21 protein-coding genes are annotated in these 21681 nt (G+C 68.4%); 5 read left to right on the top strand and 16 right to left on the bottom strand.

The window, feature by feature from the left end; translation table 11 throughout:
• Window positions 1–33 precede the first annotated feature (33 nt).
• The gene (locus tag ACFYXF_RS23575) at window positions 34–390 is read right to left on the bottom strand and encodes a DUF805 domain-containing protein (protein ID WP_389352036.1); all 357 of its coding nucleotides are present in this window, start codon (window positions 388–390) and stop codon (window positions 34–36) included.
• Between the two features lie 344 nt (window positions 391–734).
• Between ACFYXF_RS23575 and ACFYXF_RS23570 the strand changes: the two genes are divergently transcribed.
• Entirely contained in the window at window positions 735–1526 is a 792-nt protein-coding gene (locus ACFYXF_RS23570) for a DUF4253 domain-containing protein (RefSeq protein ID WP_389352034.1), read from the top strand.
• A gap of 90 nt (window positions 1527–1616) precedes the next feature.
• Here ACFYXF_RS23570 and ACFYXF_RS23565 read toward each other — a convergent pair whose 3' ends face one another.
• Window positions 1617–2519 (bottom strand): SAM-dependent methyltransferase, encoded by a 903-nt coding sequence (locus ACFYXF_RS23565; protein WP_389352032.1) that lies wholly within the window; start codon window positions 2517–2519, stop codon window positions 1617–1619.
• A 291-nt stretch (window positions 2520–2810) separates the two neighbouring features.
• Between ACFYXF_RS23565 and ACFYXF_RS23560 the strand changes: the two genes are divergently transcribed.
• Window positions 2811–3005: a hypothetical protein gene (locus ACFYXF_RS23560; RefSeq protein WP_389352030.1), complete on the top strand. Its 195-nt coding sequence runs from the start codon at window positions 2811–2813 to the stop codon at window positions 3003–3005.
• Here the strand turns inward: ACFYXF_RS23560 and hemB are convergent.
• The 6 genes from hemB to ACFYXF_RS23530 form a co-directional block, all read right to left on the bottom strand.
• The gene (hemB, locus tag ACFYXF_RS23555; RefSeq protein ID WP_389352028.1) at window positions 2972–3961 is read right to left on the bottom strand and encodes a porphobilinogen synthase; all 990 of its coding nucleotides are present in this window, start codon (window positions 3959–3961) and stop codon (window positions 2972–2974) included. The two genes, ACFYXF_RS23560 and hemB, sit on opposite strands and share 34 nt — an antisense overlap.
• A 469-nt stretch (window positions 3962–4430) precedes the next feature.
• Window positions 4431–6140: a uroporphyrinogen-III synthase gene (locus ACFYXF_RS23550; RefSeq protein ID WP_369037123.1), complete on the bottom strand. Its 1710-nt coding sequence runs from the start codon at window positions 6138–6140 to the stop codon at window positions 4431–4433.
• Window positions 6137–7117 (bottom strand): hydroxymethylbilane synthase, encoded by a 981-nt coding sequence (gene hemC, locus ACFYXF_RS23545; RefSeq protein ID WP_389352026.1) that lies wholly within the window; start codon window positions 7115–7117, stop codon window positions 6137–6139. The genes ACFYXF_RS23550 and hemC overlap by 4 nt, the downstream gene beginning before the upstream one ends.
• Complete coding sequence (locus ACFYXF_RS23540; protein WP_389352024.1) at window positions 7114–8895, bottom strand: glutamyl-tRNA reductase; 1782 nt, start codon at window positions 8893–8895, stop codon at window positions 7114–7116. The genes hemC and ACFYXF_RS23540 overlap by 4 nt, the downstream gene beginning before the upstream one ends.
• Window positions 8892–9710, bottom strand: coding sequence for a redox-sensing transcriptional repressor Rex (locus ACFYXF_RS23535; protein ID WP_389352022.1), 819 nt, complete (start codon window positions 9708–9710; stop codon window positions 8892–8894). Before ACFYXF_RS23535 ends, ACFYXF_RS23540 begins: the two co-directional genes overlap by 4 nt.
• A gap of 346 nt (window positions 9711–10056) precedes the next feature.
• Complete coding sequence (locus ACFYXF_RS23530; protein ID WP_389352020.1) at window positions 10057–10356, bottom strand: glutaredoxin family protein; 300 nt, start codon at window positions 10354–10356, stop codon at window positions 10057–10059.
• 102 nt (window positions 10357–10458) lie between these two features.
• Between ACFYXF_RS23530 and ACFYXF_RS23525 the strand changes: the two genes are divergently transcribed.
• The 3 genes from ACFYXF_RS23525 (at window position 10459) to ACFYXF_RS23515 (ending at window position 14337) form a co-directional block, all read left to right on the top strand.
• Window positions 10459–11403 carry an HAD family hydrolase gene (locus ACFYXF_RS23525; RefSeq protein ID WP_389352018.1) on the top strand — a complete coding sequence of 315 codons (945 nt, stop codon included), beginning with the start codon at window positions 10459–10461 and terminating at the stop codon, window positions 11401–11403.
• Window positions 11404–11905: 502 nt separating this feature from the next.
• A complete protein-coding gene (locus ACFYXF_RS23520; protein WP_389352016.1) occupies window positions 11906–12682 on the top strand; it encodes an ECF subfamily RNA polymerase sigma factor, BldN family in 777 nt (258 codons plus the stop codon).
• A 353-nt stretch (window positions 12683–13035) separates the two neighbouring features.
• The gene (locus ACFYXF_RS23515; protein WP_389352014.1) at window positions 13036–14337 is read left to right on the top strand and encodes a DUF5667 domain-containing protein; all 1302 of its coding nucleotides are present in this window, start codon (window positions 13036–13038) and stop codon (window positions 14335–14337) included.
• A gap of 70 nt (window positions 14338–14407) precedes the next feature.
• Here ACFYXF_RS23515 and ACFYXF_RS23510 read toward each other — a convergent pair whose 3' ends face one another.
• The 8 genes from ACFYXF_RS23510 to ACFYXF_RS23475 form a co-directional block, all read right to left on the bottom strand.
• Window positions 14408–15508 carry a lysophospholipid acyltransferase family protein gene (locus ACFYXF_RS23510; protein WP_389352012.1) on the bottom strand — a complete coding sequence of 367 codons (1101 nt, stop codon included), beginning with the start codon at window positions 15506–15508 and terminating at the stop codon, window positions 14408–14410.
• A 56-nt stretch (window positions 15509–15564) separates the two neighbouring features.
• The gene (locus tag ACFYXF_RS23505; RefSeq protein ID WP_389352010.1) at window positions 15565–16653 is read right to left on the bottom strand and encodes an NAD-dependent epimerase/dehydratase family protein; all 1089 of its coding nucleotides are present in this window, start codon (window positions 16651–16653) and stop codon (window positions 15565–15567) included.
• A gap of 158 nt (window positions 16654–16811) precedes the next feature.
• Window positions 16812–16910, bottom strand: a complete 99-nt coding sequence (locus ACFYXF_RS23500) for a 30S ribosomal protein bS22 (protein WP_003948845.1) — start codon at window positions 16908–16910, stop codon at window positions 16812–16814.
• 164 nt (window positions 16911–17074) lie between these two features.
• On the bottom strand, window positions 17075–17287 hold the full coding sequence (locus ACFYXF_RS23495; protein WP_004984898.1) for a helix-turn-helix domain-containing protein: 213 nt from the start codon (window positions 17285–17287) through the stop codon (window positions 17075–17077).
• Between the two features lie 131 nt (window positions 17288–17418).
• Window positions 17419–18234, bottom strand: coding sequence for a phosphatase (locus ACFYXF_RS23490; protein ID WP_389352642.1), 816 nt, complete (start codon window positions 18232–18234; stop codon window positions 17419–17421).
• A gap of 261 nt (window positions 18235–18495) precedes the next feature.
• Window positions 18496–19671: an acetoin utilization protein AcuC gene (locus ACFYXF_RS23485; protein WP_389352008.1), complete on the bottom strand. Its 1176-nt coding sequence runs from the start codon at window positions 19669–19671 to the stop codon at window positions 18496–18498.
• Entirely contained in the window at window positions 19622–20848 is a 1227-nt protein-coding gene (locus ACFYXF_RS23480; RefSeq protein WP_389352006.1) for an MFS transporter, read from the bottom strand. Before ACFYXF_RS23480 ends, ACFYXF_RS23485 begins: the two co-directional genes overlap by 50 nt.
• 23 nt (window positions 20849–20871) lie before the next feature.
• Window positions 20872–21567: an HAD family hydrolase gene (locus ACFYXF_RS23475; RefSeq protein WP_389352004.1), complete on the bottom strand. Its 696-nt coding sequence runs from the start codon at window positions 21565–21567 to the stop codon at window positions 20872–20874.
• Between the last annotated feature and the right edge of the window lie 114 nt (window positions 21568–21681).

The following is a 21681-nucleotide window of genomic DNA, read 5'->3' as shown; positions in this document are numbered from 1 at the left end:
ACTGCACGGGGACGGTGCCCTCGGTGCGAGTGATCAGGCGAAGGCGGGGACGGCCTTCGGGTTGGGGCCGTACTTGTTGTCACCCTGGTCACCCTCGAGGCAGGCGAAGACCAGCAGCGTGATCGAGCCGACGAGCGGGACGAACCCGAAGAGGAGCCACCAGCCCGTGCGGCCCGTGTCGTGCAGCCGGCGAACGGCGACGCCCAGGGCGGGCAGCAGGATGGCGACGTAGAAGACGAAGCCGATCCACACCGCGTGGATCGCGAAGCCGATGGCGAGCAGCGCGATGTAGACGATCGACGCGAACAGCACGAACATCCAGTACTCCTTGCGGCGCGCACGGCCGCTGAACACCGCGTACTTCTTGAGCACATCGAGGAAGTAGTTCATGGGATCCCCCCAGGGAACGTTGTGGGCCTACCGAGCGGATTAGGCCAGGGGCAGAAGCTACGGAGCCTGGCGGGAACTCGTCAATCCGGTTAGTCGTTGCAGTTCACGGGGCATGACACGTGCACAGACCGCCTCGACGGCAGTCGACGAACATCGATTTCAGGACAGATCAACGCAAGATCACCGACTGCGCACAGCACCGACACCAACCGGCTGCCGAACCATGGCCGTTCCATTGCCAGTCCTACGCAAGGTCGAGGCCGCGCCGACACCGGACCGATCTCGAACCGTTGCCCCCAACCGCTCCAGGGCCGTTGTCAGTGGCAGGCCCTAAAGTCACCGGCATGGCGACACTTCCCAATCCGCTGCCCCACCTCACGACCGACCCGACCGGCGGCACGCTCGGCCTCGCGCTCCCCGCCGGAAGGCTGATCGACACGACGGACGAGGGCCCCTGGCACGAGCCTCTCCTCTGGCACGCCGACGCGCCCTCCGCCCCCGGCGACTGGGCCGCACACCACGACGCGTACCGGGCCGCCGGGCTCGTCCCGGTGGTCATAGAGGTGGGCGGCGGCCAAGGCGGGCCGCAGGACTGGGAGTTGATGCCCGCCGACACCTCGTACCCCGGGGACCACGACGCCGAAGAGGTCCTCGCCGAGTTCTGGGAGGAGTACGCGGCGGAGGACGAGGACTGGCCCGGCCTGGCCCCCGCCACCGAAGCCGGGCAGGCCGACGCGGACGAACTGGCCGCGCAGCTCGCCGACTCACTCCTGGCCCCCGGCTCCTCCTTCAAGGAACCGCGTCTCGCCCTCGTCCCCGCCCGCCGCTCCGCCGACGTCCCCGCCGCGATCGGCTGGTCCGGCCCCGCGAACTACGAGGGCGACACGGCCCGCCTCTGCGCGGTACTGCGCTCCTGGGAGGACCGCTTCGGCATACGGGTCCTCGCACTCACCTTCAACCAGCTGACGCTGTCCGTGGCGGCCCCGCCGACCACCCTCACCGAGGCGGAGGCGGTGGCCGCCGAACACTTCGCGTTCTGCCCGGACAACATCACCCAGGGCCCCCACAACACCCTGAGCACATACGCCGAACACGAACTCCTGAACGCCGGGACCTGGTCCTTCTGGTGGGACTAACGGAACTGGCAGCGCCCCGATAGGGGCGCGGGGAACTGCGCGACAAGCCCCCACCGGCCCGCGCCCGACGAACCACGCATCCGAACCAAATCAGGCCTTACGCCCACTAGCCCCGTACACATTGATGTCCGCGTCCGTAACATCATTGATGTCGCGATAGCGAACCTTCTCGATGTCGTCGAGCGAATCGAAGTACGAAGCCTCGACCTCCTCCGGCACCGGCGCGTTCCCGTCGGGACGCCACCGGTGAGCGGGCACGACACCGGGCTCGTCAAGGACAAGCCCGTTCTCCTCGAAGAACCGCTCCACCTCCGCCTGCGACCGCAGCACAAAAGTGAACCCCCGCTCGGTGTACGTCCGCTGCACCGCGCGGATGTTCTCCGGGTTCAGATCCTCCGTGAGATGACTGAGCACGAGCCGGCTCCCCGACGGCAACGCGCCGACCAGCTCGCGCACGATGTCGTACGCCTCCGGCTCCGCCACGAAGTGCAGGATCGCCGCGAGCACGAGCGCGATCGGCTGATCGAAGTCGAGCGTCTTGCGGGCCTGTTCGAGGATCTGGGCCGGGTCGTTGAAGTCGGCGTCGATGTAGTCCGTACGCCCCTCGGGCCCGCTGGTGAGCAGGGCACGCGCGTGCGCGAGGACGATCGGGTCGTTGTCGACGTACACGACCCGGGAGTCCGGGGAGATGCGCTGCGCGATCTGGTGGACGTTGTCCTGCGTGGGCAGGCCGGTACCGATGTCGAGGAACTGCCGGATGCCGTCGTCCGCCGCCAGCGTGGTCACCGCGCGGCGCATGAAGTCGCGGTTGTGCCGCACGTCCAGGTAGCCGCGCGGATTGGCGGCGAGCGCCGCGGCCGCCGCGTTGCGGTCGGCCGGGTAGTTGTCCTTGCCGCCGAGGAAGACGTCGTACACCCGGGCCGGATGGGCCTTCGTGGTGTCGATCCTCCTTCTCAGCTCGGCGGGGTCCTGACTGAGAGCATCGCCGCTCATGAGGCCTCTTCTGGAGAGCAGTAACTTCAACGAACAACAACCTAGCCGCCGACCGGAGTTGATGTTCGAGAATCGAAAACCGAACGCGGACCGTCCCGGACCGACCCTGAACGGGACGACGTCCGCGCAGGTCAGCGCGCCGATGGACCGAGAGGCGTCCCGGATTCCCCGCGAAACATGGCGCTGGGACGGATCACGGCACAAGCTGTTGCCGACCGGACGGCACAGCACGGCACGGCACAGCACCGACCACCACCCGTCCCCCCTCCCCTCCCCGGAAAGGGCACCCCCATGTCCGTACGCACCTCCCGTACGCGCCTGTTCGCCGCCACGGCGATCGCGCTCGTCGCGCTCACCACCCTCACGGCGTGCGAGGACGGCCAGGGCGTACGGGACGAGGGCCCGTCGACGACGTCGGCGCGGCACGAAACCGCCCCCGAACCCCCGACGACTCACAACATACGAGCAGCCTCGATGGCCCAATAGGTGAGGATGTTCTGCGCGCCGGCCCGCTTGATGCCGGTCAGGGTCTCCAGGATGGCCCGCTCCCGGTCGACCCAGCCCTTCTCGGCGGCGGCCTCGATCATCGAGTACTCGCCGGAGATCTGATAGGCGGCGACGGGCACGTCCACGGCGTCGGCGACCCGGGCGAGGATGTCGAGGTAGGGCCCGGCGGGCTTCACCATGACGATGTCGGCGCCCTCCTCCAGGTCGAGCGCCAGCTCCCGCAGCGACTCCCGGACATTGGCCGGGTCCTGCTGGTACGTCTTCCGGTCCCCCTTCAGCGAGGAACCGACGGCTTCCCGGAAGGGCCCGTAGAAGGCGGAGGAGTACTTGGCGGTGTAGGCGAGGATGGCGACGTCCTCACGCCCGATCTGGTCAAGGGCATCACGGACAACCCCGATCTGCCCGTCCATCATCCCGCTGGGCCCGACGACATGAGCCCCGGCATCGGCCTGCACCTGGGCCATCTCGGCGTACCGCTCAAGGGTGGCGTCGTTGTCGACACGCCCCTCGGCATCGAGCACCCCGCAGTGCCCGTGATCGGTGGTCTCGTCGAGACAGAGGTCGGACATGACGAGCAGCTCGTCACCGACCTCGGCGCGCACATCGCGGATGGCGACCTGGAGAATCCCGTCCGGATCGGTACCGGGAGTCCCGAGAGCGTCCTTCTTCCCCTCCTCGGGCACCCCGAAGAGCATGATCCCGGAAACCCCGGCCTCGACGGCCTCCACGGCGGCCTTCTTCAGGCTGTCCCGGGTGTGCTGGACGACACCGGGCATCGCGGAGATCGGCACCGGCTCACTGACACCCTCCCGCACGAAGGCGGGGAGGATGAAGTCGGCGGGGTGCAGTCGGGTCTCGGCGACCATGCGGCGCATGACGGGCGAGGTACGCAGCCGCCGGGGCCGCGTACCGGGAAAGGATCCGTACTTCGACATACCCTCCACGCTACGCCCGCCCCACACCCCCCTTTGCCGACGCGACGTCGGCCCCACCACAAGCCTGATCCGCCCCCGCCGCCCCTACCCGTTCCCATCCCTGGGGGCTGCGCCCCCAGACACCCGCTGTCGGCCTGGACGGCCTCGTCCTCAATCGCCGGACGGGCTGGAGGGTGGTGGCGGTCGTCGGGCGGGTGGGTCGCGCTGAACGCGCTCGTCCTCAAACGCCGGACGGGCTGGAATGCCCCGGCCCGTGCTGAAGTGCGGCGGCGAAAAGGGTGCGCTGAGCGCGATTGTCCTCGCACCCCGGCCGGGGCTTGATCTTTTAGCCCGTCCGGCGTTTGAGGACAAGGCCGTTCAGGCCGACAGCGGGGGTCTGGGGGCGCAGCCCCCAGAAGGATGGGAACGGGTAGGGGCGGCGGGGGCGAAAAAACCACCACCCCCACCGCCCCAGCCCACCTAGCTCAACTCACTGCGTAGTACGCCGCCGACGCGCCCCCGGCCGCCGCTCACTGGGCCGAGTAACAGGATCCCCCGCATCAACCGCAGCAGCCCGCCGCCGCAACCCGAAGTCCGCCAACGCCTCAGCCAACTTGTGCACAGACGGCTCCGGAGCCATGACATCGACCCGCAGCCCATGCTCCTCCGCGGTCTTGGCCGTAGCAGGCCCAATACACGCGATCACCGTCACGTTATGAGGCTTGCCCGCAATACCGACCAGATTCCGCACAGTCGAGGACGAGGTAAAGAGAACGGCATCGAAGCCACCCCCCTTGATCGCCTCCCGAGTCTCCTGCGGCGGCGGCGAAGCCCGCACCGTCCGATACGCGGTGACGTCATCAACCTCCCACCCCAGCTCGATCAGCCCCGCCACCAACGTCTCGGTGGCGATATCGGCCCGAGGCAGAAAAACACGGTCGATCGGATCGAAAACCGGGTCATAGGGAGGCCAGTCATCCAGCAACCCAGCCGCAGACTGCTCCCCACTGGGCACCAGATCAGGCTTCACCCCAAAGGCGACCAACGCCTTGGCGGTCTGCTCACCAACAGCAGCAACCTTGATCCCGGCAAAAGCACGAGCATCAAGCCCGTACTCCTCGAACTTCTCCCGAACAGCCTTGACCGCGTTCACCGAAGTGAAAGCGATCCACTCGTACCGCCCGGTAACGAGCCCCTTGACGGCCCGCTCCATCTGCTGAGGCGTCCGAGGCGGCTCGACAGCGATCGTCGGCACCTCGTGCGGCACAGCGCCGTACGACCGCAACTGGTCGGAGAGCGTCGCCGACTGCTCCTTCGTACGCGGCACCAGAACCCGCCACCCGAACAGCGGCTTGTTCTCGAACCACGACAACTGCTCACGCTGAGCAGCGGCGGACCGCTCGCCGACCACGGCTATCACCGGCCGGCCCCCGTCCGGGGACGGCAGCACCTTGCCCTGCTTGAACGTCTGGGCAATGGTCCCGAGCGTCGCGGACCAGGTCCGCTGCCGAGTCGTCGTACCGGCGATCGTCACAGTCAACGGCGTATCGGGCTTACGCCCGGCAGCGACCAGCTCACCAGCCGCCGAAGCAACCGAATCCAATGTGGTCGAGACGACAACCGTCCCGTCCGACGCCCCGACCTCGGTCCAGCACCGGTCGGAAGCGGTCCGGGCGTCCACGAACCGGACGTCCGCGCCCTGCGCGTCCCGCAGCGGAACACCCGCGTAAGCAGGTACCCCCACCGCGGCCGCGACCCCGGGAACCACCTCGAACGGAACCCCCGCGCGGGCACACGCGAGCATCTCCTCGGCGGCGTACGCGTCGAGCCCGGGATCCCCGGACACCGCACGCACGACCCGCCTGCCGCCCCGCGCGGCCTCCATGACAAGATGTGCGGCATCCCGCACAGCGGGTACACCAGCGGTCGTCGACGCGCCGTCAACTACCGCTAGTTGAGGCGTGCCTGTGCCTGGATACGTGCTGCCAATAGGCGTGTCCAATTCGGTGTTGAGTACGGCGACGCCTTGTCTGGTGTGCGCGCGTACGACGTCGAGCACCTCGTGCTCGGCGACCAGTACGTCCGCGTTCGCCAGCGCCTCGACGGCGCGCAGGGTCAGCAGTCCCGGATCCCCGGGTCCGGCACCAAGAAAGGTGACGTGCCCATGGTCCGGACCGGCGGGAAGGGTGGTGGGGCTCACTGTGCTCGCTCCCCCATCAGACCGGCCGCGCCCTTGGCAAGCATCTCGGCTGCGAGTTCACGGCCGAGCGCCATTGCTTGGTCGTACGTCTCGGGCACGGGACCGGTGGTGGACAGCTGCACCAGCGTCGAGCCGTCGGTCGTGCCGACGACGCCGCGCAGGCGCATCTCCTTGACAATCTGCCCGTCGGCCAGCAGGTCGGCCAGCGCGCCCACAGGGGCGCTGCAACCGGCCTCCAGGGCGGCGAGCAGTGACCGTTCGGCGGTCACGGCGGCCCGAGTGTACGGGTCGTCGAGTTCGCCGAGTGCCGCGATCAGGTCGGAGTCGTGGGAGGTGTTCCCCGCTCTGCACTCGATCGCCAGGGCCCCTTGGCCAGGGGCAGGCAGAACCATGTCGACCGACAGGAAGTCGGTCACTTCGTCGGCGCGCCCGATGCGGTTGAGCCCGGCCGCGGCCAGGACGACTGCATCCAGCTCACCACTTCTCACGAACCCGATCCGGGTGTCGACGTTCCCCCGGACCGGTACGACCTCGACGCTCAGCCCATGGGCACGCGCGTACGCGTTCAGCTGGGCCGTGCGCCGGGTCGAGCCCGTCCCGATCCGCGCGCCGCGCGGCAGGTCGGTGAACTTGAGGTCGTCGCGCGCCACCAGTACGTCACGCGGATCCTCGCGCTCCGGTACGGCGGCCAGCACCAGGTCGTCGGGCTGCGCGGTCGGCAGGTCCTTCAGCGAGTGCACCGCGAAGTCGACCTCACCCCGCAGCAGCGCGTCCCGCAGAGCGGTCACGAAGACGCCCGTGCCGCCGATCTGGGCGAGGTCCTCGCGGGACACATCGCCGTACGTCGTGATCTCGACCAGCTCGACGGGCCGCCCGGTCAGCCGGTGCACGGCGTCCGCGACCTGCCCGGACTGGGCCAGGGCGAGTTGACTTCGCCTGGTCCCCAGTCTCAGCGCCCCTTGTACTGGATCACTCATGCTCGCCCTCGGTTCTCGGCGTTCTTCTCAGCATCTTGGTCGGTCCGTTCCGCCCGGGACACGGAGGCGACCGTCTCCTGGTCGAGGTCGAACAGGGTCCGCAGCGCGTCCGCGTACCCGGCACCGCCGGGCTCGGCCGCGAGCTGCTTGACCCGTACGGTCGGCGCGTGGAGCAGTTTGTCGACCACACGCTTCACGGTCTGGGTGATCTCGGCCCGGTGCTTCTCGTCGAGCCCGGGCAGCCGGCCGTCGAGCCGGGCGATCTCACCGGCGACGACATCGGCGGCCATGGCGCGCAGCGCGACGACGGTGGGCGTGATGTGCGCGGCCCGCTGGGCGGCGCCGAAGGCCGCGACCTCGTCGGCGACGATCCGCCGGACCTGGTCGACATCGGCCGCCATCGGAGCGTCGGCGGAGGCCTCGGCCAGCGACTCGATGTCCACCAGCCGCACCCCGGCCAGCCGGTGCACGGCGGCGTCGATGTCGCGGGGCATGGCGAGGTCGAGCAGGGAGAGCACGGGGGCGGGCAGCGGCACCCCGGCGACGGTCTCGGGCCGCCGGCGCTCGGGAATCCGCCCGAGGGCGGCCGCGGTGCGGGCGAGCGCGGCGATCAGCTCACGGTCCTCGTCGGGCGTACGACGAGCGGCGTCCCGCCGGTCGACGGTCCCGTTGTCCACCCAGGCCGCGTGCTGCTCCAGCGTCGCCGCGTCCATCCCGGCGACGGCGGCCTCGCCCATCACCGAGAACCCGGCCGACTCCTGGACAGCCTGCCCGGCCTGCGCGGCGGACAGATCGAGCGGACACCCGTCGTCGGTACCGATGCTGGTGGGCGGCAGCGCCGTCCGTACGTCACTCGTCATGGTCGTACGAGGGGACAGTCCGGCCTCGTCAACCGCCGGCACCCGGCCCTCGACGGCCGCCGCGATGGTCTCGGCGCCGAGGACGAGCCCCGTCGCGCCGGTACAGGAAACGGCTATATCGGCACGTGTCAGCTCGAACGGCACCGACTCCATCGGAACCGCGCGGGCGAACACGGACGCGGCGCCGCCCTCGTACTCACCGCTGTTGTCGTTGATGATCTCCGCGAGCCGCTCGGCACGTTCCGAAGTGCGGTTGGCGACGACGATCTCGGCGACACCGAGCCGCGCGAGCGTGGCGGCGGCCAGCGAGGACATCGACCCGGCCCCGATGACCAGGGCCTTCTTGCCCGCGGCCCAGGACTCCACCGAAACCGGAGTCCCAGCGCCCCTCCCCCCGGCCAGCTGCTGGAGCCCGAAGGTGACCAGGGACTGTCCGGCCCGGTCGATCCCGGTCTCGGAGTGGGCGCGCTTGCCGACCCGCAGACTCTGCTGGAACAGGTCGTTCAGCAGCCGCCCGGCGGAGTGCAGTTCCTGCGCGAGGGCGAGCGAGTCCTTGATCTGCCCGATGACCTGCCCCTCGCCGACGACCATGGAGTCGAGCCCACAGGCGACGGAGAACAGATGGTGGACGGCCCGGTCCTCGTAGTGCACGTACAAGTACGGAGTGAGTTCATCAAGTCCCACCCCGCTGTGCTGGGCAAGCAGCGTGGACAGCTCGGCGACACCCGCGTGGAACTTGTCCACGTCCGCGTACAGCTCGATGCGGTTGCAGGTGGCGAGCACCGCGGCCTCGGCGGCCGGCTCGGCGGCGACGGTGTCCTGAAGCAACTTGATCTGCGCGTCCTGGGACAGCGCGGCCCGCTCCAGAACACTGACCGGAGCGCTGCGGTGACTCAGCCCGACGACGAGAAGACTCATGCCGGCATCACGGCGGGAACGTCCCCGTCAGTCCCTTTGCCACGACCACTGCCGTCACTGTCGCCGTCACTACCGCTACCGACCTGGCCCTTGGCCACGACGACCGCCGGACCGGAATCAGCGGCAGCGGCGGCGGCGAGGGCGTCGGCCTCCTCGCCGGCCTTGCGCTGCTCATGGAAAGCCAGGATCTGCAGCTCGATGGAGAGATCGACCTTGCGTACGTCGACACCGTCCGGAACGGTCAGCACGGTGGGCGCGAAGTTCAGAATGGACGTGACCCCGGCGGCGACGAGCCGATCGCACACGGGCTGAGCGGCACCGGCGGGGGTGGCGATTACGCCAATGGACACGCCGTTGTCCGCGATGATCCTTTCCAGATCATCCGAGTGCTGCACCGGCATACCCGCGACGGGCTTTCCCGCCATGGCGGGATCGGCGTCGATCAGCGCGGCCACCCGGAATCCACGGGAGGCGAAGCCGCCGTAGTTCGCGAGGGCGGCGCCGAGATTACCGATACCGACGATCACGACCGGCCAGTCCTGGGTCAGCCCCAGCTCACGCGAGATCTGATAGACGAGATACTCGACGTCGTACCCCACACCACGCGTCCCATAGGAGCCCAGGTAGGAGAAGTCCTTGCGCAACTTCGCGGAGTTCACGCCCGCGGCGGCGGCCAGTTCCTCGGAGGAGACCGTGGGTACCGAGCGCTCCGACAGTCCGGTCAGGGCACGGAGGTACAGCGGAAGCCTGGCGACGGTGGCCTCGGGAATCCCTCGGCTGCGGGTCGCCGGTCGGTGAGTTCGGCCAGTTGCCACGGTACTCCTGCGGGTAGCGCGGGGCTGCAGGCGGTCACACGTACCTAGACCGCCCCGTCGAATGCAGGCTATGTCTTTGTGAACGCGTGCACAAAGATGGTGTCCGATTTGCCCGGCCAACGTGACCGGGGTCACGCACCCCCGGCGCACGCGTATGGAACCGGCACACAAGCACCGTCGTCCCACACCGTCACAGGCACCGTTCGGGGGCAAAACCGCACACACTCCTCATGAATCCCGCCCCCGAGATCTGAACCGTGCTCGATCCTAAGCGACTTTCCGGACCACCTGGACTGCTCAGTCAGTACTTGGTCAGAACTCGACCACTCGGTAATCGACCGGGAATCTATGTGAGGGCTTTGCGAAGACGTTCTTCGTTGACGCGCCAGAACGTGTGCTGGGCCCCGTCGATGAGCACCACGGGGATCTGTTCCCAGTACTGACGGTGGAGTTCCTCGTCCTGGGTGATGTCCTTCTGCTCCCAGGACACACCAAGATCGGCACACACCTTCTCGACAACTCCCTGTGCGTCATCACACAAATGACAACCGGGCTTCCGGATGAGAGTGACGAGCCGAGGCTGCTGCTGGGACTCAGGGGAAGCAGGGGAGGCGGCGGACCCACTGCGCCGAAAGAGGGGACTCATGAACCCATTGTCCCGCTTGTTTAACTGCGCGGTCGCGGAGAGTTCACAACCTCCAAACCTCTCGACTCCGGAAGCACCGAACAAACTGGCTATGCTCACGCCATGGCCGCTCTCGGATGGCTCACTCCCCGTAGGCGCTCCGCCACCGCGCGGAGCGTGTTGGCAGGCGAGGCCTCGGCGGAGGCAGCGCGCAAATCCTCCCAGGAGCTGGAGGAACTCACCCCTGCCCCGGCCCCGCCGGGCACCGAGGAGGAGCCGGCGTTCCCGGTCCTCGGCGACGACAGGGCCGCCGCCTTCTTCGACCTGGACAACACGGTCATGCAAGGCGCCGCGATCTTCCACTTCGGCCGAGGCCTGTACAAGCGGAAGTTCTTCGAGACCCGCGACCTCTACCGATTCGCCTGGCAGCAGGCGTGGTTCAGGCTGGCGGGCGTAGAGGACCCGGAGCACATGCAGGACGCGCGCGACTCGGCGTTGTCGATCGTCAAAGGCCACCGCGTGGCCGAACTGATGTCGATCGGCGAGGAGATCTACGACGAGTACATGGCCGAACGCATCTGGCCGGGCACCCGAGCTTTGGCGCAGGCCCACCTGGACGCGGGCCAGAAGGTCTGGCTGGTAACGGCAGCTCCGGTGGAAATCGCCACAGTGATCGCCCGCCGCCTGGGCCTGACGGGCGCGTTGGGCACGGTGGCGGAGTCGGTGGACGGCGTATACACGGGCAAGTTGGTGGGAGAACCGCTGCACGGCCCGGCAAAGGCGGAAGCGGTCCGAGCCCTCGCCTCCGCCGAGGGCCTGATCCTCCCCCGCTGCGCGGCATACAGCGACTCCCACAACGACATCCCGATGCTGTCCCTGGTGGGCCACCCCTACGCGATCAACCCGGACGCCAAACTCCGCAAACACGCCCGCCAACTGGACTGGCGCCTACGGGACTACCGCACGGGCCGCAAGGCGGCAAAGGTGGGAATCCCGGCGGCGGCGGGAGTAGGAGCAGTAGCGGGAGGCACGGCGGCGGCAATCGCATTGCATCGCCGCCGCCGCTGACAAGCCGCAAGTTCCTCGCCCCCGCCGCCCCTACCCGTACCCATCCTCAGGGGCTGCGCCCCCGAACCCCCGCTGTCGGCCCTGAACGGGCCTTGTCCTCAAACGCCGGACGGGCTGACTATCCAGCCCGTCCGGCGTTTGAGGACACAGGGGGGTCTGGGGGCGCAGCCCCCAGGGACGGGAACGGGTAGGGGCGGCGGGGGCGAAAACACGTATTCGGGTCGTCGCACCCACGTACCCCCACCACCCCCGAACACACCCACAACACGCCCCGAGCACAGCTCAACTCGGCCGAATCCGATCAACAACCGCTCACACTGCGGCACTTGAACGGGCGTCAATAGGTAACAGAAGCGACGTAATCGATGATTTGAGCAACCGGGTGTAGCAGTGCCTGCACGAAGCGTTATTCTCCTCAGACGCAAACCGGTACCCCTCCGTCGCTACGACGGGTGAACGGTCCCGCACTGCACGTGATGGAAGCTCTGCCTCTGGGAGTCCCGTGTACCCACACGTCGGGGTTGACGCCTCGGGCCTGGCTACGCTGCGCGCAACGGTCCTAGACCTGTTGCGCGGCTTCGTCCCCACCGCGTACGCCGCACCCGCATTCGCCACCGCCGCACCACTCGGCCCGTGCTACGCCCTGGCCGACGGCACCGCCGCGGTCGGCAGACGAGGCCGCGCGGCCGGCACCGGCGCCGCCACCGCTCGCCGCCCGGCCGCCGACAGCGACAGCGCCCGCATGATGGACCTTGTCGAACGCGCCCAGGCCGGCGAGGCCGACGCCTTCGGCCGCCTCTACGACCAGTACAGCGACACTGTGTACCGGTACATCTACTACCGGGTGGGCGGAAAGGCCACCGCCGAGGACCTGACGAGCGAGACGTTCCTGCGAGCCCTGCGCCGCATCGGCACGTTCACCTGGCAGGGCCGCGACTTCGGCGCCTGGCTCGTCACCATCGCCCGCAACCTCGTCGCCGACCACTTCAAGTCCAGCCGCTTCCGGCTGGAGGTCACGACCGGCGAGATGCTGGACGCCAACGAGGTCGAGCGCTCACCGGAGGACTCCGTCCTGGAGTCCCTCTCGAACGCCGCCCTCCTCGACGCCGTACGACGCCTCAACCCCCAGCAGCAGGAGTGCGTGACGCTGCGCTTCCTCCAGGGGCTGTCCGTCGCCGAGACCGCCCGCGTCATGGGCAAGAACGAGGGCGCGATCAAGACCCTCCAGTACCGTGCCGTCCGCACCCTCGCCCGGCTCCTCCCGGAAGACGCGCGCTGAAGACCGTACGAAGCACCTCGCGTACGCCGCCCCACCCCCGAGCCGGGAAGAACCGACCCGGCACTCCGCGCATCCCGCACACCCCACCCCACGCTCCACCGGGCTTCCGCACGCCCACCGACCGCACCCTCAGCGACCGCCAACTCACCTTCCGTGAAAGTCCGTTGAGTTCGCGGTCGGATCATCCGTCGTCCGTAACCCAAGTGCCGCGCCACTCGTTGTGCGGGATACAGGCTCCCTGTGGTCACTCCCTGGCCGTCTCCGATCACTCGATCGTGTGGATGTGGTCAGGGGCGTGCAACCCTCAGGACCCCCTGGGGAGTCGACCGTCATGACGAGAGGAGGTGCCGCCAGTGATCGCGAACGTTTCGGCGCACCGGCGGGCGAACGCCTTCGCCCAGGCCCTGGAGGAGCTGTCCGACCGGGACTCGGCGGCAGAGCAGCCCGACGGACCGGCACCGGACCCTGCCCCGGAGCCGTCCCCGGCTGCCGCGGAACGGGCGGACCACCGGGCGGAACGCACCGAACCGAACCGCCTGGCAGCCCTCGCGACCGGTCTCGGCGAGCTGCCGAAGCCCGTGCTCGACCCCGCGGTCAAGGTCGTCCACCGGGCCCAGTTGGTGGCCGCGATGGAGGCCATGCTGCGGGACGGCACAGTGCCGGGAGGCGAGGCGGCGGACCCTTTGGTCCCCGAGCAGCGCTCCCGGTCCAGGGGCGCGCACCGGGCGAGCGGGCTGGGGAAGTTGCGACCCCGTTCACGGCTGACGAAGGGTCTCGCCGCGGGCGGGCTCAGCGTGGGCGTGGCGGCGGGCGCCTTCGGCGGCGTCGCCGCTGCCAGTTCCGACGCCCTGCCAGGTGACTCCCTGTACGGCCTGAAGCGCGGCATCGAGGACATCAAGCTCAACTACCTGGCCGACGGCGACAGCGAGCGAGGCCAGGTCTACCTCGACCAGGCCTCGACCAGGCTCAGCGAGGCCCGCAGGCTCATGGAGCGCGACCGCGCCGGACAGCTCGACCACGAGTCGCTCGGCGAGATCCGCCGCGCCCTGTCCGGGATGCAGCACGACGCCTCGGAGGGCCACCGCCTGCTGCACGAGGCGTATCAGCGCGACCCCGACTCCCTGGGCCCCATCCAGGCACTCGACGCCTTCTCCCGCTCCCACCGCGAAGCCTGGGGCGCCCTGCGCGACCGCCTCCCGGTCCAGCTCGGGGACGTGAGCCAGGAGGTCTCGTCGGTCTTCGACGCCATAGACCAAGAGGTCGCCCCCCTCCAGTCCCTGCTCCCGAAGCCCCCCGCCAAGAGCGGTCCGGGCGGCGGCGGTACGGGCGGAGGCCAACGGCAGGGTACCGGCCAGGAGTCGGGCACGAGTTCGTCCGGCGCCGACCGGTCGGCCGCACCCAGCGACACCGGCGGCGACTCCACCGAGGGGCGCGAGTCCAGCAGCGGCAACCCCAAGCCGTCCACCTCCGACACCGTCGACGACGGCCTGCTCGGCGGCAACACCGGCGGCCTCCTCGACCCGCCCGAGGACAACAGCGGCACGGCATCCCCGTCGACGACGACCCCGTCCACCACGGAACCGGACGTCACCCTTCCCCCGCTCCTCCCGGGCCTGCTGCCCGGCCTCGGCATCGACAGCGAGGACGCGAGCTAGAGCGGTAGGCGGTACGACAGTTGGGGGCGCCCTTCGCAGGAAGGGCGCCCCCAACCACGTACAGGAACCGTCAGAAGAAGACCGACCGCCGCTGCACGAGCAGCTTGTACAGCGTGTGCTGGATCTGTTCCCTGACCTGGTCCGTCAGGTTGAACATCAGCATCGGGTCCTCGGCCGCCTCCGGCGGATAGCCGTCCGTGCGGATCGGCTCGCCGAACTGGATCGTCCACTTCGTGGGGAGCGGTAGCGCGCCGAGCGGGCCCAGCCACGGGAACGTCGGGGTGATCGGGAAGTACGGGAAACCGAGCACCCGGGCCAGCGTCTTGGCGTTGCCGATCATCGGGTAGATCTCCTCCGCCCCGACGATCGAGCACGGGATGATCGGCGCGCCCTGCCGCAGTGCCGTCGACACGAAGCCGCCCCGCCCGAAGCGCTGCAGCTTGTACCGCTCGCTGAACGGCTTGCCGATGCCCTTGAAGCCCTCCGGCATCACGCCCACGAGTTCGCCGCGCTCCAGGAGCCGTTCGGCGTCCTCGGCGCAGGCCAGGGTGTGACCGGCCTTGCGGGCCAGCTCGTTGACCACCGGCAGCATGAAGACCAGATCCGCCGCGAGGAGGCGGAGGTGGCGGCCCGCCGGATGGTTGTCGTGCACGGCGACCTGCATCATCACGCCGTCCAGCGGCAGCGTCCCCGAGTGGTTGGCGACGATCAGGGCGCCGCCGTCGGTCGGGATGTTCTCGATGCCCTTGACCTCGACCCGGAAGTACTTCTCGTACAGCGGGCGCACCAGCGACATCAGGACCTGGTCGGTGAGTTCGGCGTCGTAGCCGAAGTCGTCGACCTCGTAGTCCCCGGTGAGCCGGCGCCGCAGGAAGGACAGACCGCCCGCGACCCGCCGCTCCAGACCGCCGACGACACCGCCGTGCGGGGAGGTCGACGGGGACGGCTGCTGCCCGGGCTGTTCCTGGGGCTGCTGGGACGGCTGTTGCTCTCGTGTCACACGAACATCATCCTGCGGGCGCGCCAGTCCCGGCAGGGGCTGGACCTCACGTACCACCGCGGATTCGCCCTTGCGCCGGCTGCTCCCCGAGCCCCGGCGGCGCGACGGCCGCGGGGAGGTGCCCGCGCGGGACCTGTCGTCGTCGAACGGAATGACCTTGGCATCCGCCATCGTTGATGCGCTCCTCGGTTGGCGCTCTGCGTCGGTTGACCCTCAGGCCGTCTCCGTCAGGTCGCTGTCGTGGGTGTCACGGCTGTCGTGACCGGGGTACCGCCACCGCCCGGGAAGGGTACGAAGGGCAGTGCCGCGATCCGGTCGACGGCACCCGCGAGAGCCTCCGGCGGCAGCAGACCGGGACCGCGGACACGCGCGAAGTCCGTGAACGTCTCGGCGGTCGTGAACTTCGGCCGGTAGCCCAGCGTCTCGCGCATCTGGTTCGTCGCCACGACCCTGCCGTGCGTGAGCAGCCGGATCTGCTCGGGCGAGAAGTCCGTCATGCCCAGCGTACGCACCAGCGAGCCCGCCCAGGTGACGGCGGGCAGCAGCAACGGCACGGTGGGTCGCCCGAGCCGCCGCGAACACTGCGACAGCAACAGCACCCCGTCACCGGCGATGTTGAACGTGCCGCTGTTGAGCGTTCCGCGCGCCGGGTCGTGCGAGGCGATGCGCAGGACCTCGATCACGTCGTCCTCGTGCACGAACTGGAGCCGGGGGTCGTAGCCGAACACGGTCGGCAGGACCGGCAGCGCGAAGTACTGGGCGAGCGGCGAGTCCGCGGTGGGCCCCAGGATATTGGCGAAGCGCAGCACGCAAACGGCGACATCGGGCCGCCGCCGCGCGAACCCGCGCACATACCCCTCGACCTCCACCGCGTCCTTGGCGAAGCCACCGCTGGGCAGCGACTTGGGCGGGGTGGTCTCGGTGAAGACGGCCGGGTCACGAGGAGCGGATCCATACACATTCGTACTGGACTTCACGACCAGCCGCTTGACGGTCGGCGACTTCTGGCAGGCGCCCAGCAGCTGCATGGTGCCGATGACGTTGGTCTCCTTGACCGTCGCCCGGCTGCCACTGCCCAGCGCGATGCCCGTCACGTCCATGTGCACGACGGTGTCGGCGTTCGTCTCGGCGAGCACACGCGCGATTGTGGGCTGCCGGATGTCGGCCTGGATGAAGTCGGCGCCGCCCAGGTGGTGCTCGGGCGGAACCGCGTCCACGGCGATGACCCGGTCGACCTGCGGGTCACGCTGGATCCGTCGTACGAACCGGCCCCCCAGCTGACGGGCCACTCCGGTCACAAGCACGACCTTGCCCAAGTCCGCGCCTTCCTTCCAGCCGTGATTCCCGTGTGGACCCCAACCTAGCGGTTTGTTGTTGCGCTGTGATGACCGCCCGAAGCATGAAGTCACTGTGGCCCCCCACCGGATACCAGTGGGGGGCCACAGCAAACACTGCTTTGTTGCTTCTACTGCTTCTACTTCTTGTTGCGACGCTGAACACGCGTGCGCTTCAGCAGCTTGCGGTGCTTCTTCTTAGCCATCCGCTTGCGCCGCTTCTTGATAACAGAGCCCACGACTACCCTCGCTCACTTCTCATCACTCGGCGTTGGGCGCCATGGGCCCATACGACCTACAAGGGGCCAGCCTACCCGTCCGAGCGCTGAGGTCGTAATCGAGGACAACCGAGGAGTTCAGGGAGGGACCCATGGGTCCCCATCCACGCCCCCCTCGACCGCCGTCAGGCTGTCTCCACCCCCACATAGCTCTCGCGGAGGTACTCGTGAACCGCTTGCTCGGGGACGCGGAAGGACCGCCCCACCCGAATCGCGGGCAGATGACCGCTGTGCACCAACCGGTACACGGTCATCTTCGACACTCGCATCACCGAGGCGACTTCCGCCACGGTAAGGAACTGAACCTCGTTCAGAGGCCTCTCGCCAGCTGCAGCCATGACACACCTGAACCTTCCGCACTCGACCCGGCCACCGGCTTCCCCTTCCGGTGACTCTTCGTCGCTGCGTGCTCACTCCCCAATGTAGGGGCGGGTGATGCGAGTGGGGAAGAGGTGCACCCATCGGCGGCCTACTGTGACAGACACGCTCGATTGAGTACGTAGCGGGTAATCGGCCGGTAGTAATCAGACCGCACAGCGTCATCAAGTGGAACGACGACGGACACGGATCCCTCCGCCTCTCCCACGAAGAGCGCGGGGTCGTCCGTATCGGCCAGCCCAATGGCCTCGAACCCCAGCTGACCTGCACCGCAGACCCACCCGTGGTCCCCGATCACCAGCTCCGGAAGCACCCCGCCGGCCTCGGCAACAGCACCCAGAACAGTCCGAACCGGGAGGGGGGAGTGCGTGTGTGCGCCCGGCTCACGCCCGGCGGCCAGGAGGCCCGGTTCACGGACGAGCGCGACTCCTCGTACGTAGTCAAGGTTGTACGTGCGTAGACCGAACCGGGTCGTTATGTCGACAGAGCTACCCTGCGCGGGGGTGAGAACGGCACACCCCGCCGCCGACAGGGCGTCCGCGAGAGCGGCGTAGAAACCGAGCAGTCGATGCGGATGACCGGTACCCAGAAGCACCGGCGCCTTACTCCGAGCGACCACGGAGACCCGCTCGGCGAAGGCATCAAGGGCTACGAGCGTCCGCTCCGGGTCGATCACATCACACCCCGAAGTGCACTGCGGATCGGCCGAGACCCCACACTTGTCGGCCATCAACCCGACCAGATCCCGCTGCCGCCAGGTCCACTCCGGATCGAGCCCGATCAGCACCCGAGGATCCCGAGCGGCAAAGAGCCGATAACTCCGCAGACTCTCCTCCCGCGAGGTGGCCACGGGCCCAGCAAGCCGAGCAGCCAGCAAATGAGCCCGCAGGGCCCCAACACTCAACACACGACCGATGCTGCCGGACACCCCTCACCCCCACCCAGAAAACCCCAAAAACACCCCACAGTTGGCGCAACGGGACAGGACCGGGACGCCAACTCAGCGGAGGCCTGGCCATTTCAGCCCGTCCGGCGCCTGAGGACGGGCGGGGCATTTCAGCCCGTCCGGCGTTTGAGGACGAGGCCGTCCAGGCCGAAAGGGGGGTCTGGGGGCGCAGCCCCCAGGGGATGGGAACGGGTAGGGGCGGCGGGGGCGAGAAAACCCGACCTAAGCCAACAACCCCCGCAACGGAAAAACCGCCCGCCGCGCCGCGATGACCGCCTGGTCAAGACGATCGGCGGGGTCATACCCCGACTCCCACTCCGCGTAGGCCACCGGCCACCGCCCATCAGTCATCCGAGCCGGCGCCAACTGCCGAGTACGAGCAAAAACCTCCTGCCGCCACCCCTCCGGAATCACAGCCCCAGGCTCAACAGCCCGCCCAGCCGCAATAGCCACAAGATGAGTCCAGGACCGCGGCACAACCTCCACCACCGCGTATCCGCCCCCACCCAACGCAACCCACTTCCCACCCGAGTACTCATGCGCAAGCCCATGACAAGCAACCTGAACAGCCCGCTGCGCATCCAACGAAACGGCAAGATGAGCCAGCGGATCCTCAAAATGCGTATCGGCCCCATGCTGAGTAACCAGCACCTGAGGCCGAAAATCCGCAATCAGCTCAGGCACAACAGCGTGAAACGCCCGCAACCACCCGGCATCCCCAGTCCCCGCCGGCAACGCCACATTGACGGCACTACCCTCCGCAGCCCCATCCGCCCCCGTCTCCTCAGGCCACCCGGTCTGCGGAAACAACGTACGCGGATGCTCATGCAGCGAGATCGTCAGAACCCGAGGATCCTCCCAGAACGCGGCCTGGACCCCGTCCCCGTGATGCACATCCACATCCACATAGGCGACCCGCTCGGCCCCCAACTCCAGCAGCCGCGCAATGGCCAAGGAGGCGTCGTTGTAGATACAGAACCCGGAAGCACCCCCCGGCATCGCATGATGCAGCCCACCCGCGAAGTTGACGGCATGCAGAGCCTCCCCGCTCCACACCGCCTCCGCGGCCCCCACCGACTGCCCCGCAATCAACGCGGACACCTCGTGCATCCCGGCAAACGCAGGATCATCAACGGTCCCGAGCCCGTACGCCGGATCAGCCGCCCCCGGATCAGCGGAAGCGACCTTCACCGCCTCGATGTAGTCCTCACGATGCACAAGCCGCAGCGTCGACTCCCCAGCCGGCTTCGCCGAGACGACCTCCACATCCCGGTCGAGCCCGAAGGCATCGACAAGCCGCCGGGTCAGGGCGAGCCGGACCGGATCCATCGGATGGTCCGGCCCGAAGTCATACCCCGTTACTGCCTCGTCCCACATCAGCTGTGCGCGCCCGCTCATGCCCGTCACCGTATCGGGCCGGTCCAGGATCGAACGACCCCGCATACCTCAACGTCACCAGGACCAACACCATCGGTACGAGCATCGCCCCGCGGTAGCTCCACAGATCACCCAGAGCCCCCACCAGAGGCGAACCGATCAAGAACCCGACGTAGTTGAAGATGTTGAGCCGGGCGACTGCGGCATCCGAGGCCCCGGGGAACAACCGCCCGGCGGCGGCGAAGGTCTGCGGCACGATCACACACAGCCCGAGCCCCAACAAGGTGAACCCGAGCATCCCCACCCAGGCTCCCGGCGCCACAGCCACGACACCGAACCCGAGCGCAGCCACCAACGCCCCCGCCCGTACGACGGCCACGGCCCCGAACCTCCGCACCCCGAGGTCCCCGATGGCCCGCCCGACAAGGGTCGTCACCATGTACACGTTGTACGGCACGGTAGCGAGCTGCTCGGAACTCCCGAGCACGTCCTGCAGATACTTCGCACTCCAGTTGGAGACGGTCGAGTCCCCGATATAGGCGAAGGTCATCACGAGACACAAGGGCAAGAGCATCTTGAAGACGATGCCCCCGGAAGTACCAGCCCCATCACCCGCCGGGACCACGTCCTCCTTCTCCTCACCGGCATCGACATACCACCGGCTCCCGACAAAGGCGGCCGGCAACAACACGACCACCACCGGCAGATAGGAGACGAACAGATCGAGATGCCAGTGCGCCCCGACCCAGGCAAGCGAGGCCCCGAGAATCCCCCCGAGGCTGTACACCGCGTGGAACCCGAGCATGATGCTGCGCCCGTACGCCCGCTGCAGACTCACCCCGAGCATGTTCATCGACGCGTCGAGCGCACCGACCGCCAGCCCGAACGCCCCCAGCGCCACAGCGACTTCGGCCACCTGATCACCGGCACCGACACCGAGCAGCGCCAGCAGTACGACGGGCTGCGACCACCGCAGTACGAGGCTGGGCGGCACCCGCTTGACCAAGTGCTCGGTGCAGACACTGCCGACTCCGGCCAGCACCGGCACGGCGGCCAGGAAGGCGGGCAGCAGCGCGTCGGATATCCCGTACCGGTCCTGGATGGCGGGGATACGCGTCACGAGCAGCGCGAAGGCGACGCCCTGGGCGAAGAAACTGAACGCCAGCGAGGCTCTACCGCGCCGCAGCACATCTGTCATGGCCGCGAGCGTAAGGCCCAGGCTTACCCGTGGGTAGATGAATCAGAAGATGAGTTTTCCTCATCTTCGACGTGACCCACCAGCAGCCCAGCCAACTCGCCCATGTCACCGAAGAGCCGAGTGGCCCCAACCAGCCGCTCAGCAGGGGTCATGGCGGTGAACCCGAGCACATCCATCCCGGCGGCGACAGCGGCCCGCACCCCCAGCGGACTGTCCTCCACCACCACACACCGTCCGGCCGGCACCCCCATCCGGTCGGCCGCGTGGAGAAACAGATCGGGCGCCGGCTTCCCCCGCCCCACATCCTCCGCACTGAAGACCCGCCCACCCTCGAACCACCGCTCAAGCCCGGCAGCCCGATGCCCGACCCGAATCCGCTCATGACTCCCGGAGGAGGCCACGCAGTACGGCACCCCGTCGGCACGCAGCTTCGCCAGCACATCAACGACACCGGCCACCGGCTTCAACTCCCGCTCGAAGGCGGCGAACACCCGAGCATGAAAGACCTCGTCGAAGTCGTCCGGCAACCGCCGTCCACTCCGCTCCTCGACCAGATCGTGTACGCGGTGCATGGCGGAGCCCATGTAGTCGCGGATGGAGTCCTCGTACGAGGTCGGATGCCCCAGCTCGGTGAGATAGGCGGCCAGGAGCGTGTTGGAGATCGACTCACTGTCGACGAGCACACCGTCGTTGTCGAAGATGACGAGGTCATAGCGCATAACAGGACCCTAATTAACTCCCGGAACGCAGAAAACCCCCGCACTCGAAAGTGCGGGGGTTTTCCCAATATTTGTTCGGCGGTGTCCTACTCTCCCACAGGGTCCCCCCTGCAG

This window comes from Streptomyces sp. NPDC002680 (genome assembly GCF_042889145.1).
Classification (GTDB): Bacteria; Actinomycetota; Actinomycetes; order Streptomycetales; family Streptomycetaceae; genus Streptomyces; species Streptomyces adonidis.
Note: the sequence above shows the minus strand (reverse complement) of the source record. Positions and strands in the feature narration are given on the sequence as shown.